This window comes from Acidovorax sp. GBBC 1281, from assembly GCF_028473645.1.
Taxonomy (GTDB): Bacteria; Pseudomonadota; Gammaproteobacteria; order Burkholderiales; family Burkholderiaceae_C; genus Paracidovorax.
In genome coordinates, this window is the sequence record NZ_CP097269.1 from 1055899 (window position 1) to 1070672 (window position 14774).

The following is a 14774-nucleotide window of genomic DNA, read 5'->3' on the forward strand; positions in this document are numbered from 1 at the left end:
GCACATAACCCATCCCTCAATGTCTTCTGCCGTTTCGCCCGCCGTCATCTGCACCGTGGATACCGTGCTGCTCACGCTGCAGGACGGCACCCTGCACGTGCTGCTCGTGCGCCGTGACAAGGCCCCCTATGCCGGCGCGTGGGCTTTGCCGGGGGGCTACATCCACGCGCAGGACGATGTCGATGCCCAGGCCAGCGCCGCGCGCGTGCTGCGCGAGAAGGCCGGCCTGCAAAGCCCTTACCTGGAGCAGCTCGCCACGTTCTCGGGCCTGGCGCGCGATCCGCGGGGCTGGTCGCTGGCGGTGGCGTATTGCGCGCTGGTGCCTGGCGAGGCGCTCCAGGGCATCCCGCCCCGGCAGGGCGTGAAGCTGGTGCCGGTCGATGCCTTGCCGCCCCTGCCGTTCGACCACCGCGCCATGGTGGATGCGGCGCTGGCGCGCGTGCGCAGCAAGAGCCTGTATTCCTCGCTGCCCGTGCACCTGTGCGGCGACGCGTTCACCCTGCCGCAGCTGCAGGCGGTGTACGAGGCGGTGCTGGGCGAGCCGCTCAACAAGGTGAGCTTTCGCCGCAAGATGGACGAGCTGGACATGCTCGAACCCGTGCCCGGCCTGGTGCAGGGCGGTGCCCACCGGCCCGCGCAGATGTACCGCCTGCGCCCCGCGTTCCGAAAGGCCCTGGCGCTGTCGTCCCGCGCGCTCTGAACAGAAAAAAGCCCCTTTCGGGGCTTGTGGGGAACGGAGCAAGCCGCATCTCAGGCGGCGACCGCCTTGGCTTCGTCGTAGGTTTGCAAGTACTGCTGCGCCAACTCGGTCTTCTGCTTTTCGGTCAGCAGCTTGCCGGCCATCTGGAAGAACCGGTGTTCCTCTTCCTCCAGATGGTGCCGCACCTTCTCGCCCAGCTTTTTGGCCACTGCCAGCCAGGCGGAGCTGCCGGGGTCGGCCGCCTCCAGGTCTTCGACCAGTTCGTCCAGGGCATGGTGCTCCGCGATGGCGTGGCGCGACAGGTCGATGCCGGCATCGTGCTCCATGAGCGGTCGGTAGAAGTGGCGGTCTTCCGCCAGTTCATGGGCCGCCAGTTCGCGCTTGAGCTCGATGAACCGCTCGTGCCGTTCCGGGGTGTCTCCGCTGGTGGCCTCCACCTGGCGGACCATGTCGCGCTGCCGCTCGTGGCTTTCGCGCAGGGCTTCGAAGATGTTCATGCGCGGTGCCCCTTACTTGAGGGCCTTGCGCGCCGCGCCGATGCCCAGCACGGCCAGCACGACGAACACCACGGCGATCACCAGGAAGATGAAGAACAGGATCTTCGCGATGCCGGCAGCGCCCGCGGCGACCCCGGTGAACCCCAGCGCGCCGGCGATGAGGGAAATGATGGCGAAAACGATGGCGTACTTCAGCATGGCAGAGCTCCTAGAAAAGTCAGTGCATGCACTGGATGGTGGATGCAAGGACGATAAGTGCCATGGAAGCGCCCCACCCGTCGGCCGGGGCGGGGCATGGGCGTAGGAGGGGGGCGATGCGGTGGGCGCCTGCCGTTCGCGCGGCGGCATTGCCCGCCGGCAGGGCGCCGCCCTGGCGCCCTCAGGGGCTCAGCGCCCGGCGGCCGACCGCAGTGCCGCAGCCTTGTCGGTCTTTTGGCTCCGGCCGGCCCGGTGGGCCTTCGCATCGCTGTGCGATACGAGCCTTTGCCGAAGCCCGGCCCAACCACGCTGGTCGCGTGGCGGGCTTACAGCCCGGCAGCGGCACGCAGTGCCGCTGCTTTGTCCGTCTTCTCCCAGGTGAACTCGGGCTCTTCGCGGCCGAAGTGGCCGTAGGCGGCGGTTTTTTCGTAGATGGGGCGCAGCAGGTCCAGCATCTGGATGATGCCCTTGGGGCGCAGGTCGAAGTGCTCCTGCACCAGCTTGGCGATCTGGTCGTCCGGGATCACGCCCGTGCCTTCGGTGTACACCGTCACGTTCATGGGGCGGGCCACGCCGATGGCGTAGGCCACCTGGATCTGGCACTGGCGCGCCAGGCCTGCGGCGACGATGTTCTTGGCCACGTAGCGCGCGGCGTAGGCGGCCGAGCGGTCCACCTTCGTCGGGTCCTTGCCGCTGAACGCGCCGCCGCCGTGGGGGCAGGCGCCGCCGTAGGTATCCACGATGATCTTGCGGCCGGTCAGGCCGCAATCGCCTTGCGGGCCGCCGATGACGAAGCGGCCGGTGGGGTTGATCAGGTACTTGGTGTCCTGAAGCCACTCGCTGGGCAGGACGGGCTTGATGATCTCCTCGATGATGGCTTCGGTGAAGCTGGCCTTCATCTTGGTGGAGGTCTCGCTCTGGTCGGGGTGGTGCTGGGTGGAGAGCACCACGGTGTCGATGCTGTGGGGCTTGCCGTCCACGTAGCGCATCGTGACCTGGCTCTTGGCGTCGGGCCGCAGGAAGGGCAGGCGCCCGTCCTTGCGCAGCTGGGCCTGGCGCTCGACCAGGCGGTGGGCGTAGTAGATGGGCGCGGGCATCAGCTCGGGCGTCTCGTCGCAGGCGTAGCCGAACATCAGGCCCTGGTCGCCGGCGCCGGTGTTCAGGTGGTCGTCGCTCGCCTGGTCCACGCCCTGGGCGATGTCGTTGCTCTGCTTGTCGTAGGCCACCAGCACCGCACAGCCCTTGTAATCGATGCCGTAGTCGGTGTTGTCGTAGCCGATGCGCTTGATGGTGTCGCGCGCGATCTGGATGTAGTCCACATGCGCGTTGGTGGTGATCTCGCCCGCCAGCACCACGAGCCCGGTGTTGGTGAGGGTCTCGGCCGCCACGCGGCTGCGGGGGTCCTGCTTGAAGATCGCGTCGAGAATCGCGTCGGAAATCTGGTCGGCGACCTTGTCGGGGTGGCCTTCCGAGACGGATTCGGAGGTGAAAAGGAAATCGTTCGCCATTTGAATAAACTCCTGTGTTCCGGCATTTTGGGCGTTGCCCTCAGCCTTGGGAGCTTTGGCGAACGCTTTAGCAGATTTGTTTTACGTCGCCCTGCAAGTTGCTCATTTAACTCAGCGACCGCGCCATTTTAATGCCAACCCTTTTCCGTTTCCTTTCGCGGCTTCCGCTCTGGCTCGCCCATGCCCTCGGCGCGGCCGCGGGCTGGCTGGTTTTTTGCCTCTCGCCCACCTACCGGCGGCGCTTTCGCGAGAACGCGGCGCGGGCCGGCTATTCGTTCGGACAGGTGCGTGCGGCCGTGGGCCACGCCGGCCGCATGGCGGCCGAATTGCCCCGCCTGTGGCTTCGCGAGCAGACCCCGTGCCGCATCGAGAACGCTGCCGCGGTGGAGCGGGCCTGGGAAGCGGGCAAGGGCATCGTCTTTCTCACGCCGCACCTGGGCTGCTTCGAGCTGTCGGTGCAGGCCGCGGCCCAGCGCTGGGCCGCCGAGCGCGGACCCATCACCATCCTGTACCGCCCCGCGCGCCAGCCCTGGCTGGCCGGCGTGATGGCCACCGCGCGCAACCGCCCCGGCATCCGCGCGGTGCCCACGGCGCTGACGGGCGTGCGCCAGATGATCAAGGCGCTGCGCCGCGGCGAGGCCGTGGGCCTGCTGCCCGACCAGGTCCCGCCGCAAGGCCAGGGCGTGTGGTCGCCGTTCTTCGGCCGCGAGGCCTACACCATGACCCTGGCCGCGCGGCTGGCGCAGCAGACGGGCGCCACCGTGGTGCTGGCGCGCTGCGAGCGGCTGGGCGCCGGCCGCGGCTATGTCTTGCATTTCGAGGAGTTGTCCGTGCCCCTGTCCGAAGACCTTGACGCGGCCGTGCTGCAGATCAACCAGGCGATGGAGCGCACCATCCGTCAGAGCCCCGACCAGTACCTGTGGGGCTATGCCCGCTACAAGCAGCCGCGGGCCGAAGCGCACGCCGCGGGGGCCGCGGCATGACGGGCCGCATGAACGTGTGGCTGATGGGCGTGCTGGCCCGCCTGCCGCTGCCGGTGCTGCGCGGCCTGGGCTGGTCGATCGGCCAGGTGCTGTATCGGCTGGCCGCGCCGCGCCGCAAGGTGGCGCTGCGCAATCTGGAGCTGTGCTTTCCCGATGCGTCCCCCGCCCAGCGGCGTGCCTGGGCCCGCGAGACCTTCGTGCGCTTTTGCCAGACCTGGCTGGACCGCAGCTGGCTGTGGATGGCGCCGCGCGCGGTGGTCGAAAAGCGGCTCACCATCCACGGAGCGCTGCACGAGCTGGACGGCGACGCGCCCACCATCATCTTCGCGCCGCATTTCCTCGGCATGGATGCGGCGGGCACGGCGCTCACCCTGCAGACCGACCGGGCCTTCACCTCGATCTTCACGCCGCACCCGGACCCGGCCGTGGACGCCTGGCTGTTCGCGGGCCGCCAGCGCTTCGGCAACGTGCGCATGCTCAACCGGGGCGACGGCGTCAAGCCCATCCTGAGCGGGCTGCGCAAGGGCGGGCTGCTGTATTTGCTGCCCGACATGGACTTCGGCCCGAGCGAGTCGGTCTTCGTGCCGTTCTACGGCGTGCGCGCGGCGACGATCCCCTCGCTGTCGCGCTTCGCCCGCCTGGGCCGCGCCAAGGTCGTGCCGCTGGTGGGGCGCCTGACCCCCACCGGCTACAGCGCCGAGATGATGCCGGCCTGGGAGAACTTCCCGACCGAGGATGCCGAAGCCGACACGGCCCGCATGAACCGCGAGCTGCAGCAGTGGATCGACACCATGCCGGGCCAGTACTACTGGGTGCACAAGCGCTTCAAGTCGCGCCCGGACGGCGAGCCTTCGGTGTACCAAAAATAAAAGCAATATGTGGCCAAATCGGCGCCATGCCGTCGGTTTGATTGCCTGTATTGCTATTGATTTTGTAGCGTTCCAGGCGTCAGGCTTTCGGTGATGGCCTGGATCACCGCCGCCGGCTGCTCGTGCACGATCCAGTGCGAGGCGCCCGGCACCTCGGTGCGGGTGAGCGAAGGCACCCATTGCGCGAGCCCCTGCAGCAGCCCCGGCAGCAGGGCCGGGTCGTCCAGGCCCCAGACCACGCGGGTGGGCACGTTCACGGTGAGCATCGAATCCGGCAGGGTGAGCGCGCCGGCGGCGGGATCGCCCTCGCGCGGCGGGCGCAGCGGGCTGGCGCGGTAGTAGTTGCACGGGCCGGTCAGGCCGGCGCCCCAGGTGGCGCGGTACTGGCCGCGCACCTCGGGGGTGAGCCATGCGGGCGCCGTGCCGTCGGCCCGGTCGAAAAAGCCGAACAGGCGCCGGAAGTCGTCGGCCGCAAGCAGCGCCTCGGCGTCCGGCCGGCAGAGAAAGTGCATGTACTGGCTGGCCGCCTGCTGGGCCGGGTTGTTCTGCAGCTCGCGCAGGAACGTGCCCGGATGCGGCGAATTGACGATCACCAGCCGCTGCATCAACTCAGGCCGCTGGTTGGCCAGGTTCCAGGCCACTGCGCCGCCCCAGTCGTGCGCGATCAGCGCGGCCAGGGGCTGCGAGTCGCCGCATTCGGCCGCGATCAGGGCCGTGATGTCCTGCACCAGGTGCTTGGCGCGGTAGGCGGCCACGTCCGGCGGGGCGCTCGATGGCGCGAAGCCGCGCAGCCAGGGCGCCACGCAGCGGTAGCCGCCGTGGGCCGGGTCGGCGAAGTGCTCCAGCAGCGCATCCCAGATGAAGGCGCCTTCGGGAAACCCGTGCAGGAACAGCAGCACCGGGCGGCCGCGCTCGCCGCGGGTGCGGCAGTGCAGCGTGGTGCCGTGGGGCAGGGCGTGCGCAATGGTGTCGATCATGGTGCTCTGCTTTGGATCGCAGCCCGCGCATGACCTGTCTGCGCGGGCGCCTAGTGGTGTGAACCGGAAGTTCGTATGCAGAACTCTGCAACGGACTGAAGGATTTGATCGGCCGTCTTGGTCCAGACGAAGGGCTTGGGATTGACGTTGTTGGTAGCCACGTAGGCGCGGATGGCGTTCTCCAGGGCGCGGGTCGAGGGGAATCTCCCGCGCTTGAGCCGACGCGCCGTGAGGATCGAGAACCAGCATTCCACCAGGTTGATCCAAGAGGCCGAGGTGGGCGTAAAGTGCAGGTGCACACGCGTATGCCTGAGCAGCCAGCGCTGGATGATCGGGCTCTTGTGGGTGCTGGCATTGTCGAGCACGAGATGCAGTTCGAACTCCGCGGGCGTGGCACGTTCGACGGTCTGCAGGAAGTGACGGAACTCCACGCTGCGATGACGTCGGTGGACCTCGGCGATGACCGTGCCGGCCTTGACATCGAGGGCGGCAAAGAGGTCTGTCGTGCCGTGTCTCAGGTAGTCATGCGTGTGGCGCTCCGGCTGGCCCGGTTGCATGGGTATGGCCGGAGCGGTATCACTGTGGGCCTGGATGGAGGGCTTCTCGTCCACGCACAGCACCAGAGCGCGCTCGGGTGGATGCAAGTACAACCCCACGATGTCACGCACCTTGTCGACGAAGTACGGGTCGGTGGAGAGCTTGAAGCCTTCGGTGCGATGCGGCGCCAATGCAAAGGCACGCCAGATGCGCGAGATGGTGGTCTGGCTCAGTCCCAGATGAGCGGCGAGCGTACGGGTGGACCAATGGGTGGCATTCTCTGGCACGGTCTCCAGCGTCGTGGTGATCACGGCCTCGACCTGCTCGTCCAGGATCGTGCGCGGAGCGCCTGAGCGGGGTGCATCGTCGAGGCCGGCAATGCCATGCTGGGCAAAGCGCCGACGCCACTTCGACACCGTCATCAGGCTCAAACCCATGGCTTCGGCAATCGCCGTGTTGGTCGCTGCTGAATCGGCACAGGCCAGCACGATGCGTGCTCGCAGCGCCAAGGCCTGGGCGGTCTTGCGACGGCGTGACCAACCGAGCAACACAGCTCGGTCGGCTTCGCTCAACTCGATAGCAACGGCATGCGGTCGGGCCATGATGTGCTCCCGGGCTGCAAAAAACAGCCGCCAGAAACACATCATAGAAGTTCATGCGAATCTCTGGTGCACACCACTAGTTGTCTTCCGAATCCTCGTCCAGGGGTGCCTCTTCGGTGCCGTCCTGCGCCTCGGGCGACGGGCCGGCTACCGGGTGCGACCACTGCCACAGCAGTTGCGCCACCTCGTCCACCCCTTGCTTCTTGAGGGCCGAGAACATCTTGACCTCGCCGCCGCCGGCCTGCAGTCGCGTGATGGACAGCGCCTTGGCCTGCTCGGCGCGGGTGAGCTTGTCGGCCTTGGTGAGCAGCACCAGGAACTTCAGGCCCGCCTCGACGCGGTGGCGCACGGCCTCCAGCAGTGCCTCGTCCAGCTCGGTCAGGCCCAGGCGCGGATCGCACAGCAGCACGATGCCGGTCAGGCTCTGGCGGGTGACCAGGTAGCTCAGCATCACCTGCTGCCAGCGGATCTTGTCCGAGCGCGACACGGCGGCGTAGCCGTAGCCGGGCAGGTCGGCCAGCACGGCGTCGGTCACGCCCTGCTTGCCCAGCGAGAACAGATTGATGTGCTGCGTGCGACCGGGCTTCTTGGAGGCGAAGGCCAGTTGCTTTTGCTGCGTGAGCGTGTTGATGCAGGTGGACTTGCCGGCATTGGAGCGGCCGACGAAGGCGATCTCGGGCACCTCGATGGGGGGCAGGTGGTGCAGTTGCGCCGCCGTCGTCAGGAACCGCGTGGTGTGCATCCACCCCATGGCGACTTTGGCGTCCGGTGCGGGCGGGAGGGAGCCAGCAACTGGCGCATGTGATGTAGTCGTCATAACGGGGGTTACCAAGGATAGAGGGCCAGGGGGTCGCATTGTAGAATCGCGCCGTTTTGCGCCCATAACACAAGAACCCTCGATATGAAGAAATTGCTTGCTCCCATGCTGATGGCTGCCGTGCTGGCAGTTGCTGCTTTCCCGGCTTTTTCTCAGGCGGCCGCCCCCGCCGCCGCGGCGCAAAAACCCGCCAAGCCGGACCTGGCCAAGGGAGAGGCCACCTTCACGGCCGTGTGCGTGGCCTGCCACGCGGCCGATGGCAACTCCGCCATCGCCATCAACCCCAAGCTGGCCCAGCAGCACCCCGAATACCTCGTCAAGCAGTTGCAGGAGTTCAAGTCCGGCAAGCGCAACAACCCCGTCATGAAGGGCTTCGCCTCGGCCCTGTCCGATGACGACATGCGCAACATCGCCTGGTGGGTGGCGTCCAAGCAGGCCAAGCCGGGCTTCGCCAAGGACAAGGAACTCGTCGCCCTGGGCGAGCGCATCTACCGCGGCGGCATCGCCGACCGCAACATCGCCGCCTGCGCCGGCTGCCACAGCCCCAACGGCGCGGGCATTCCGGTGCAGTACCCCCGCCTGTCGGGCCAGCACGCCGACTACACCGCCGCGCAACTCGTCGCCTTCCGCGACGGCGTGCGCAGCAACAGCCTGCAGATGACGCAGGTCGCCGCCAAGCTCAACGACCGGGAGATCAAGGCCGTCGCCGACTACATCGCTGGCCTGCGTTGACTTCGGGATCAATCCCCCGGGCCGGCCACCGTGCCGCGCCCCTGAACCAACCGCCGATAATCACACCCAAGACGGGCGGGTCCATCTGAACGGATGGCCCGCCCTTTTGTCTTTCGTCCATGTCTGAAACCACCCACGGCATCCGCATCCACACCCGCTCGCAGGCCATGCGCGCGGCGGTGGAACTGCTGTCGTCCATGCGCTTCGCCATCTCGCTGCTGACGGTGATCTGCATCGCCTCGGTGATCGGCACGGTGCTCAAGCAGCACGAGCCCGCCGCCAACTACGTGAACCAGTTCGGGCCGTTCTGGGCCGAGCTGTTCATGGCGCTCAAGCTCAACGCGGTATACAGCGCGTGGTGGTTCCTGCTGATCCTGGCGTTCCTGGTGGCGAGCACCTCGCTGTGCATCGCGCGCAATGGCCCGCGCTACCTGGCCGATGTGCGCAACTACAAGGAAAACGTGCGCGAGCAAAGCCTGGAGGCCTTCGGGCTGCGGGCCAAAGGGCCGCTGCCCGGCGAAACCCCCGAGGCCGCGGCGCGCCGCATCGGCGACATGCTGGCCGGCGGCGGCTGGAAGGTGCGGCTGCAGCAGCGCACCACGCCGGCCGGGCCCGGAACGGGCTGGATGGTGGCGGCCAAGGCGGGTGCGGCCAACAAGATCGGCTACATCGCGGCGCACAGCGCCATCGTGCTGGTGTGCGTGGGCGGCCTGCTGGACGGCGATCTGGTCGTGCGCGCGCAGATGTGGCTGGGCGGCAAGACGCCGTACAACGGCGGCGGATTGATCTCCGAGGTCCGGCCCGAGCACCGCCTGTCCGAGCGCAACCCGACCTTCCGCGGGAACCTGCTGGTGGCCGAGGGCACGCAGTCGAGCACCGCCATCCTGAACCAGTCCGACGGCGTGCTGCTGCAGGAGTTGCCCTTCGCCATCGAGCTCAAGAAGTTCATCGTCGAGCACTACTCCACCGGCATGCCCAAGCTCTTCGCGAGCGAGATCGTCATCCACGACAAGGCCACGGGCGAGGCCACGCCCGCGCGCGTGGAGGTGAACCACCCGGCGAGCTACCGCGGCATCGAGATCTACCAGTCGAGCTTCGACGACGGTGGCTCGCGCCTGCAACTGCGCGCGGTGCCGCTCGCGCCCGGCATAGCGCCCTTCGACGTGGAGGGCGTGGTGGGCAGCTCCACGCCGCTCACCGCCAGCGCCGCGGGCCAGCCGTTCACGCTGGAGTTCACCGCGCTGCGCACCATCAACGTCGAGAACTTCACCGACACCGGCGCCGTCACCTCCGGCGCGGACGTGCGCAAGGTGGATCTGCGCCAGGCCATCGAGGCGCGCCTGGGCGCGGGCAACAAGACGGTGACCCGCAAGGAGCTGCGCAACATCGGCCCCAGCGTGAGCTACAAGCTGCGCGACGCGGCGGGCCAGGCGCGCGAATTCCACAACTACATGCTGCCGCTGGACGCGGGCGACGGGCAGCCCGCCTTCCTGCTTGGCGTGCGCGACACGCCGTCCGAGCCGTTTCGCTTCCTGCGCATTCCGGTGGACGACCAGGGCAGCATGCAGGGCTTCGTGCGCATGCGCGTGGCACTGGCCGATCCGGCGCTGCGCGAGCAGGCGGTGCGCCGCTACGTGGCCAAGGCGGTGGACCCCGCGCGCCCCGAGCTGGCCGAGCAGCTGGCGCAATCGACCGTGCGCGCCCTGTCGCTCTTTGCCGGGGCGGACGCCGGCGCGGCAGGCGCCACCACCGGCAAGGGCGGTGCGCCGGGCCGCGGCGGTCTGCAGGCGATCTCGGACTTCATGGAGGCCAACGTGCCGCCGGCCGAACGCGAGCGTGCGGGCGAGGTGCTGATCCGCATCCTGAACGGCGCGCTGTTCGAGCTGGCCCAGCTGACCCGCGAGCGCGCGGGCCTGAAACCCCTGGCGCAGAGCGATGCCACCCAGGCGTTCATGACGCAGGCGGTGCTGTCGCTCAGCGACGCGCAGGCCTACCCCGTGCCCCTGGCGTTCGAGCTCAAGGACTTCACCCAGGTGCAGGCCAGCGTCTTCCAGGTGGCACGCGCGCCGGGCAAGAACATCGTGTACCTTGGCTGCGCGCTGCTGATCATCGGCGTGTTTTCGATGCTCTACGTGCGTGAACGGCGCCTGTGGGTGTGGCTGGTGCCCAAGGACGGGGGCGCCCAGGCCACCATGGCGCTGTCGAGCAACCGCAAGACCCTGGACGGCGACCGCGAGTTCGCCCGGCTCACCGACAAACTCATCGGGGCGCGGCCCCACGGAGACACCGCATGAACACCGCCGCCACGGACGCTGCCCGCGATCGCACGAATCGCGCCGATCGCACCATCACCCTGAACGAGGGGTTCCTGGCCCGGCGCAATGCCTTCGACTGGGTCTTCGCGGCGCTGGTCGCGGCGGGCGGGCTGTTCGCGCTGCAACGCTACGGCGCGTTCATGGATGTTTACGAAAAAGGCATCCTGCTCGGCGCCATTCCCTGCACCGTGTGGCTGGGCTGGTTCTGGCGGCCGCTGCGGGTGCTGATGGTGGTGGTGGCCGCTTTCGCCCTGGCGGCCATCGGCCTGTACCAGCAAGACGGCGCCGGCAGCCTGGCGCGCGCCGACACGGTGTTCGGCCTCAAGTATTTCCTGTCCAGCCAGTCCGCCATCCTGTGGATGAGCATGCTGTTCTTCATGAGCACGGCGTTCTACTGGATCGGCATGTTCTCGCGCGGCGAGGGCCGCACCCTGTCGCTGCTGGGCTCGCGCCTGGCGTGGGTGGGCATCGGCATGGCGCTCATCGGCACGCTGGTGCGCTGGTACGAGAGCTACCTCATCGGCGCCGACGTGGGCCACATCCCGGTCAGCAACCTGTACGAGGTGTTCGTGCTGTTTTGCTGGATGACCGCAGCCTTCTACCTCTATTACGAGGCGCAGTACGAGACCCGCGCGCTGGGCGGCTTCGTCATGCTGGTGGTCAGCGCCGCCGTGGGCTTTCTGCTCTGGTACACCGTGGTGCGCGAGGCGCACGAGATCCAGCCCCTGGTGCCGGCCCTGAAGAGCTGGTGGATGAAGCTGCACGTGCCCGCCAACTTCATCGGCTACGGCACCTTCGCGCTGTCGGCCATGGTGGCGTTCGCCTACCTCATCAAGCAGCAGGCCGGCGAGACGCGCTGGTACAAGCTCGCGCCCCTGTGGCTGCTGGGCGTGGTGCTGTGCTTCGAGCCCATCGTGTTCCGCCAGGGCGCCACCGAGAACGGCGGCGGCTACTGGATGGTGTATTTCGGCGTGTCGGCGTTCATCGTGGCGGGCATCCTGCTCGGGCGCCGGCGCATCGCGGCCCGGCTGCCGTCCTTCGAGGTGCTGGACGATGTCATGTACAAGGCCATCGCCGTGGGCTTCGCCTTCTTCACCATCGCCACGGTGCTGGGCGCGCTCTGGGCGGCCGAGGCCTGGGGCGGCTACTGGAGCTGGGACCCCAAGGAGACCTGGGCGCTGATCGTGTGGCTCAACTACGCGGCCTGGCTGCACATGCGCCTGATGAAGGGACTGCGCGGCACCGTGTCCGCCTGGTGGGCGCTGGTGGGGCTGGGCGTGACCACGTTCGCCTTCCTGGGCGTGAACATGTGGCTGTCGGGGCTGCACAGCTACGGAACGTTGTAGCCCACAATGAATCCTTTCGGGGCCGGTGCGCGTATAACCGGCATCGTCCCCCCGAACCACAAGGATTCCCCATGCCGATTCCCCGCAGAGACAACGGCTTCATCCACGCCGCCAGCAGCGAAATCACCCCCCGCGCCGTCTACGAAGGCCGGCGAGACCTCATCAAGCTCATGGCCGGCGGCGCTGCCGGGGCGGCCCTGGCCACCTGGGCCGCGCGCGATGCCGGCGCCCAGGCCGCGCGCCCGGGCAAGCTGGCGGCCCTGGCCGGCGGCAAATCGGCGGTGGCGGGCGCCAACACCATGGAAAAGGTGACCGACTACAAGGACGCCAGCACCTACAACAACTACTACGAGTTCGGCGTGGACAAGGCCGACCCGGCCCGCAACGCCCACACCCTGAAGACCACGCCCTGGACGGTTGAGGTGGAGGGGCTGGTCAACAAGCCGGGCAAGTTCGGCATCGAGGACCTCATCAAGCTCAGCGCCCAGGAAGAGCGCATCTATCGCCTGCGCTGCGTCGAGGGCTGGTCCATGGTGATTCCGTGGGTCGGCTACTCGCTGGCCGAGCTGCTCAAGCGCGTGGAGCCGCAGGGCAGCGCCAAGTACGTGGAGTTCGTCACGCTGGCCGACAAGAAAACCATGCCCTTCGTCGGCTCCGCCGTGCTCGACTGGCCCTACACCGAGGGGCTGCGCATGGACGAGGCCATGCACCCGCTCACCCTGCTCACCTTCGGCATGTACGGCGAGGTGCTGCCCAACCAGAACGGCGCGCCGGTGCGGCTGGTGGTGCCCTGGAAGTACGGCTTCAAGAGCGCCAAGAGCATCGTCAAGATCCGCCTGACCGACAAGGAGCCGGGCACGGCCTGGAACAAGGCCGCCAAGCAGGAATACGGCTTTTATTCCAACGTGAACCCGAACGTGGACCACCCGCGCTGGAGCCAGGCCACCGAGCGGCGCATCGGCGAGGATGGCCTGTTCGCCAAGAAGCGCAAGACGCTGATGTTCAACGGCTACGAGGCCCAGGTGGCCTCGCTGTACGCCGGCATGGACCTGAAGAAGTTCTACTGACCCGCTCCGCGTCCGACATCCCGCCTCCAGCGCCTTCGAGGGCTGCCGCCATGAAAAAACTGCTGATGCATCCCGCCGCCAAGCCGGTGGTGTTCGCCCTGTGCCTGCTGCCGCTGGCGTGGCTGGTGTTCGGCGCCGCCACCGACCGGCTCGGCCCCAACCCGGCCGAGACGCTGATCCGGTCCAGTGGCGACTGGACGCTGCGGGCCCTGTGCCTGGCGCTGGCGGTGACGCCGCTGCGCGTCATCACGGGCACGCCGGCCCTGGCACGCTTTCGGCGCATGCTGGGGCTGTTCGTGTATTTCTATGCGGTGCTGCACCTCATGGCCTACGCCTGGCTGGACATGGGCTTCGACTGGCCGGAGATCGTGTACGACATCGGCAAGCGGCCCTTCATTCTGGTGGGCACGCTGGCCATCGTGCTGCTCACGCTGCTGGCGGCCACGTCGTTCAACCGCGCCATCCGCTGGCTGGGCGCCAAGCGCTGGCAGGCTCTGCACCGGATCGTCTACGCGGTCGCAGGTTTGGCGCTGCTGCACTTTTTCTGGATGCGCGCGGGCAAGAACAACTTCGCCGAGGTGGCGGTGTACGCGGCCATCCTCGGCGCGCTGCTGGGCTGGCGCGTGTGGAAGCGCTACGCCCGGCGCCCGGTGGCCGCCCGTACGGCATGATGCTATTAAAAGAATAGCAATATGCCCTAGTACTGATTGTGCTGGAGGCCCTTTTGGCTAGGATCGCCCCTGCACGGCGTGCAGGGCCGGCCGCACCTGCCGGGTGGCCGGGTCGATGAAGGCCGTGGGGAACTGGTAGGCCCGGTCGTCGAACAGGTCGATGCCGCACATCAGGTTCTCGATCCAGTCGAAGAAATCGCCGATGGCCTTCGGCCCCATGATCGGCGCGCCGTGCTGGGGCACCAGCATGGCGATGTCCATCTGCCGCACCATGCGCACCCACAGCCGCAGGATCTTGTTGGACACCATGTAGCGGCGGTGGAACCCTTCCATGCGCGGAATGTGCGGCGCCAGATCGGTCACGGGCTCGCGCGCCTCGGTGCCCGAGGTCATCGACACGCCCAGGTCTCCCGTGAAGAGGATGCGGCTGACCGGGTCGTAGAAGTGGAAGTTGCCCTCGGAATGCATGAAGTGCGCCGGCAGCAGCACCAGCTCGTGCCGCCCCAGCGGCAGGTGGCCGCCGCCGTCCGGCACGCCGATCACCCGGTTCTCCGTCTTGCCGACCTTGGTGAAATGCGGTGCGAAGCGCTCCCACACGCGCGAGATCACCAGCGTGGCCTTGGTGCTGGTCATCCAGCGGTCGAGCGAGGCGATGATGTCCGGGTCGGCATGCGAGGCGATCAGGTACGACAGCTTATGCGGCGGGAAATGCTTGGACATTCCCATGAACAGCTCGTTGAAGGCGAGGTTGCCGCCCGGGTCGATGATGGCGCCCGTGTCGCCGTCCACGATCAGGAATTGATTGGCCTGAACGGCCTGCCCGTCCTCCTCGATGAGGTCGGAGAACATCAGGCAGGCGTGGTGCTTGTCTCGGTACAGTTCCAGCGGTTCCAGGGCCATGGCATGCAGCATTCTTGAAAAATGCCAATGTAGGCCGCCCCCCGTGCCCAGGGCT

15 protein-coding genes are annotated in these 14774 nt (G+C 67.8%); 8 read left to right on the top strand and 7 right to left on the bottom strand.

Annotated features, from left to right (window positions below):
- The first annotated feature begins 19 nt into the window (after positions 1-19).
- Entirely contained in the window at positions 20-700 is a 681-nt protein-coding gene (locus tag M5C96_RS04750) for an NUDIX hydrolase (RefSeq protein WP_272567530.1), read from the top strand.
- Between the two features lie 50 nt (positions 701-750).
- On the opposite strand, the gene M5C96_RS04755 is transcribed toward M5C96_RS04750, so the two are convergent.
- From M5C96_RS04755 to metK, 3 genes are all read right to left on the bottom strand, one after another.
- Entirely contained in the window at positions 751-1197 is a 447-nt protein-coding gene (locus M5C96_RS04755; protein ID WP_272567531.1) for a hemerythrin domain-containing protein, read from the bottom strand.
- Positions 1198-1209: 12 nt separating this feature from the next.
- Positions 1210-1395: a DUF1328 family protein gene (locus M5C96_RS04760; protein WP_272567532.1), complete on the bottom strand. Its 186-nt coding sequence runs from the start codon at positions 1393-1395 to the stop codon at positions 1210-1212.
- A gap of 326 nt (positions 1396-1721) precedes the next feature.
- Positions 1722-2903: a methionine adenosyltransferase gene (gene metK / locus M5C96_RS04765; RefSeq protein WP_272567533.1), complete on the bottom strand. Its 1182-nt coding sequence runs from the start codon at positions 2901-2903 to the stop codon at positions 1722-1724.
- Positions 2904-3034: 131 nt separating this feature from the next.
- On the opposite strand from metK, the gene M5C96_RS04770 reads away from it, so the two are divergent.
- Both M5C96_RS04770 and M5C96_RS04775 read left to right on the top strand, forming a co-directional pair.
- Entirely contained in the window at positions 3035-3886 is an 852-nt protein-coding gene (locus M5C96_RS04770) for a lysophospholipid acyltransferase family protein (RefSeq protein ID WP_272567534.1), read from the top strand.
- On the top strand, positions 3883-4755 hold the full coding sequence (locus M5C96_RS04775; RefSeq protein WP_272567536.1) for a lysophospholipid acyltransferase family protein: 873 nt from the start codon (positions 3883-3885) through the stop codon (positions 4753-4755). The genes M5C96_RS04770 and M5C96_RS04775 overlap by 4 nt, the downstream gene beginning before the upstream one ends.
- Before the next feature lie 53 nt (positions 4756-4808).
- Here the strand turns inward: M5C96_RS04775 and M5C96_RS04780 are convergent, their stop codons facing one another.
- The 3 genes from M5C96_RS04780 to yihA all read right to left on the bottom strand — a co-directional run bounded on the left by M5C96_RS04780 (position 4809) and on the right by yihA (position 7688).
- Entirely contained in the window at positions 4809-5732 is a 924-nt protein-coding gene (locus M5C96_RS04780) for an alpha/beta fold hydrolase (RefSeq protein ID WP_272567537.1), read from the bottom strand.
- A 50-nt stretch (positions 5733-5782) separates the two neighbouring features.
- Positions 5783-6871 (bottom strand): IS630 family transposase, encoded by a 1089-nt coding sequence (locus tag M5C96_RS04785; protein WP_272564207.1) that lies wholly within the window; start codon positions 6869-6871, stop codon positions 5783-5785.
- A 76-nt stretch (positions 6872-6947) separates the two neighbouring features.
- Positions 6948-7688 (bottom strand): ribosome biogenesis GTP-binding protein YihA/YsxC, encoded by a 741-nt coding sequence (yihA, locus tag M5C96_RS04790; RefSeq protein ID WP_272567539.1) that lies wholly within the window; start codon positions 7686-7688, stop codon positions 6948-6950.
- A gap of 84 nt (positions 7689-7772) precedes the next feature.
- Between yihA and M5C96_RS04795 the strand changes: the two genes are divergently transcribed.
- From M5C96_RS04795 to M5C96_RS04815, 5 genes are all read left to right on the top strand, one after another.
- Positions 7773-8420, top strand: a complete 648-nt coding sequence (locus M5C96_RS04795; protein WP_272567540.1) for a c-type cytochrome — start codon at positions 7773-7775, stop codon at positions 8418-8420.
- A 119-nt stretch (positions 8421-8539) separates the two neighbouring features.
- Positions 8540-10714, top strand: a complete 2175-nt coding sequence (locus M5C96_RS04800; protein ID WP_272567541.1) for a cytochrome c biogenesis protein ResB — start codon at positions 8540-8542, stop codon at positions 10712-10714.
- A complete protein-coding gene (gene ccsB, locus M5C96_RS04805) occupies positions 10711-12081 on the top strand; it encodes a c-type cytochrome biogenesis protein CcsB (RefSeq protein WP_272567542.1) in 1371 nt (456 codons plus the stop codon). The genes M5C96_RS04800 and ccsB overlap by 4 nt, the downstream gene beginning before the upstream one ends.
- A 71-nt stretch (positions 12082-12152) precedes the next feature.
- Positions 12153-13148, top strand: coding sequence for a protein-methionine-sulfoxide reductase catalytic subunit MsrP (msrP, locus tag M5C96_RS04810; RefSeq protein WP_272567544.1), 996 nt, complete (start codon positions 12153-12155; stop codon positions 13146-13148).
- Positions 13149-13198: 50 nt separating this feature from the next.
- On the top strand, positions 13199-13819 hold the full coding sequence (locus tag M5C96_RS04815; RefSeq protein ID WP_272567545.1) for a sulfite oxidase heme-binding subunit YedZ: 621 nt from the start codon (positions 13199-13201) through the stop codon (positions 13817-13819).
- 57 nt (positions 13820-13876) lie between these two features.
- On the opposite strand, the gene M5C96_RS04820 is transcribed toward M5C96_RS04815, so the two are convergent.
- On the bottom strand, positions 13877-14719 hold the full coding sequence (locus M5C96_RS04820; protein WP_272567546.1) for an MBL fold metallo-hydrolase: 843 nt from the start codon (positions 14717-14719) through the stop codon (positions 13877-13879).
- Positions 14720-14774 lie beyond the last annotated feature (55 nt).

Excerpts from the sequence above, each read along its gene's own strand:
- M5C96_RS04750 (WP_272567530.1), top strand. The coding sequence starts at position 20 with ATGTCTTCTGCCGTTTCGCCCGCCGTCATCTGCACCGTGGATACCGTG.
- M5C96_RS04755 (WP_272567531.1), bottom strand. The coding sequence starts at position 1,197 with ATGAACATCTTCGAAGCCCTGCGCGAAAGCCACGAGCGGCAGCGCGAC.
- M5C96_RS04760 (WP_272567532.1), bottom strand. The coding sequence starts at position 1,395 with ATGCTGAAGTACGCCATCGTTTTCGCCATCATTTCCCTCATCGCCGGC.
- metK (WP_272567533.1), bottom strand. The coding sequence starts at position 2,903 with ATGGCGAACGATTTCCTTTTCACCTCCGAATCCGTCTCGGAAGGCCAC.
- M5C96_RS04770 (WP_272567534.1), top strand. The coding sequence starts at position 3,035 with ATGCCAACCCTTTTCCGTTTCCTTTCGCGGCTTCCGCTCTGGCTCGCC.
- M5C96_RS04775 (WP_272567536.1), top strand. The coding sequence starts at position 3,883 with ATGACGGGCCGCATGAACGTGTGGCTGATGGGCGTGCTGGCCCGCCTG.
- M5C96_RS04780 (WP_272567537.1), bottom strand. The coding sequence starts at position 5,732 with ATGATCGACACCATTGCGCACGCCCTGCCCCACGGCACCACGCTGCAC.
- M5C96_RS04785 (WP_272564207.1), bottom strand. The coding sequence starts at position 6,871 with ATGGCCCGACCGCATGCCGTTGCTATCGAGTTGAGCGAAGCCGACCGA.
- yihA (WP_272567539.1), bottom strand. The coding sequence starts at position 7,688 with ATGACGACTACATCACATGCGCCAGTTGCTGGCTCCCTCCCGCCCGCA.
- M5C96_RS04795 (WP_272567540.1), top strand. The coding sequence starts at position 7,773 with ATGAAGAAATTGCTTGCTCCCATGCTGATGGCTGCCGTGCTGGCAGTT.
- M5C96_RS04800 (WP_272567541.1), top strand. The coding sequence starts at position 8,540 with ATGTCTGAAACCACCCACGGCATCCGCATCCACACCCGCTCGCAGGCC.
- ccsB (WP_272567542.1), top strand. The coding sequence starts at position 10,711 with ATGAACACCGCCGCCACGGACGCTGCCCGCGATCGCACGAATCGCGCC.
- msrP (WP_272567544.1), top strand. The coding sequence starts at position 12,153 with ATGCCGATTCCCCGCAGAGACAACGGCTTCATCCACGCCGCCAGCAGC.
- M5C96_RS04815 (WP_272567545.1), top strand. The coding sequence starts at position 13,199 with ATGAAAAAACTGCTGATGCATCCCGCCGCCAAGCCGGTGGTGTTCGCC.
- M5C96_RS04820 (WP_272567546.1), bottom strand. The coding sequence starts at position 14,719 with ATGGCCCTGGAACCGCTGGAACTGTACCGAGACAAGCACCACGCCTGC.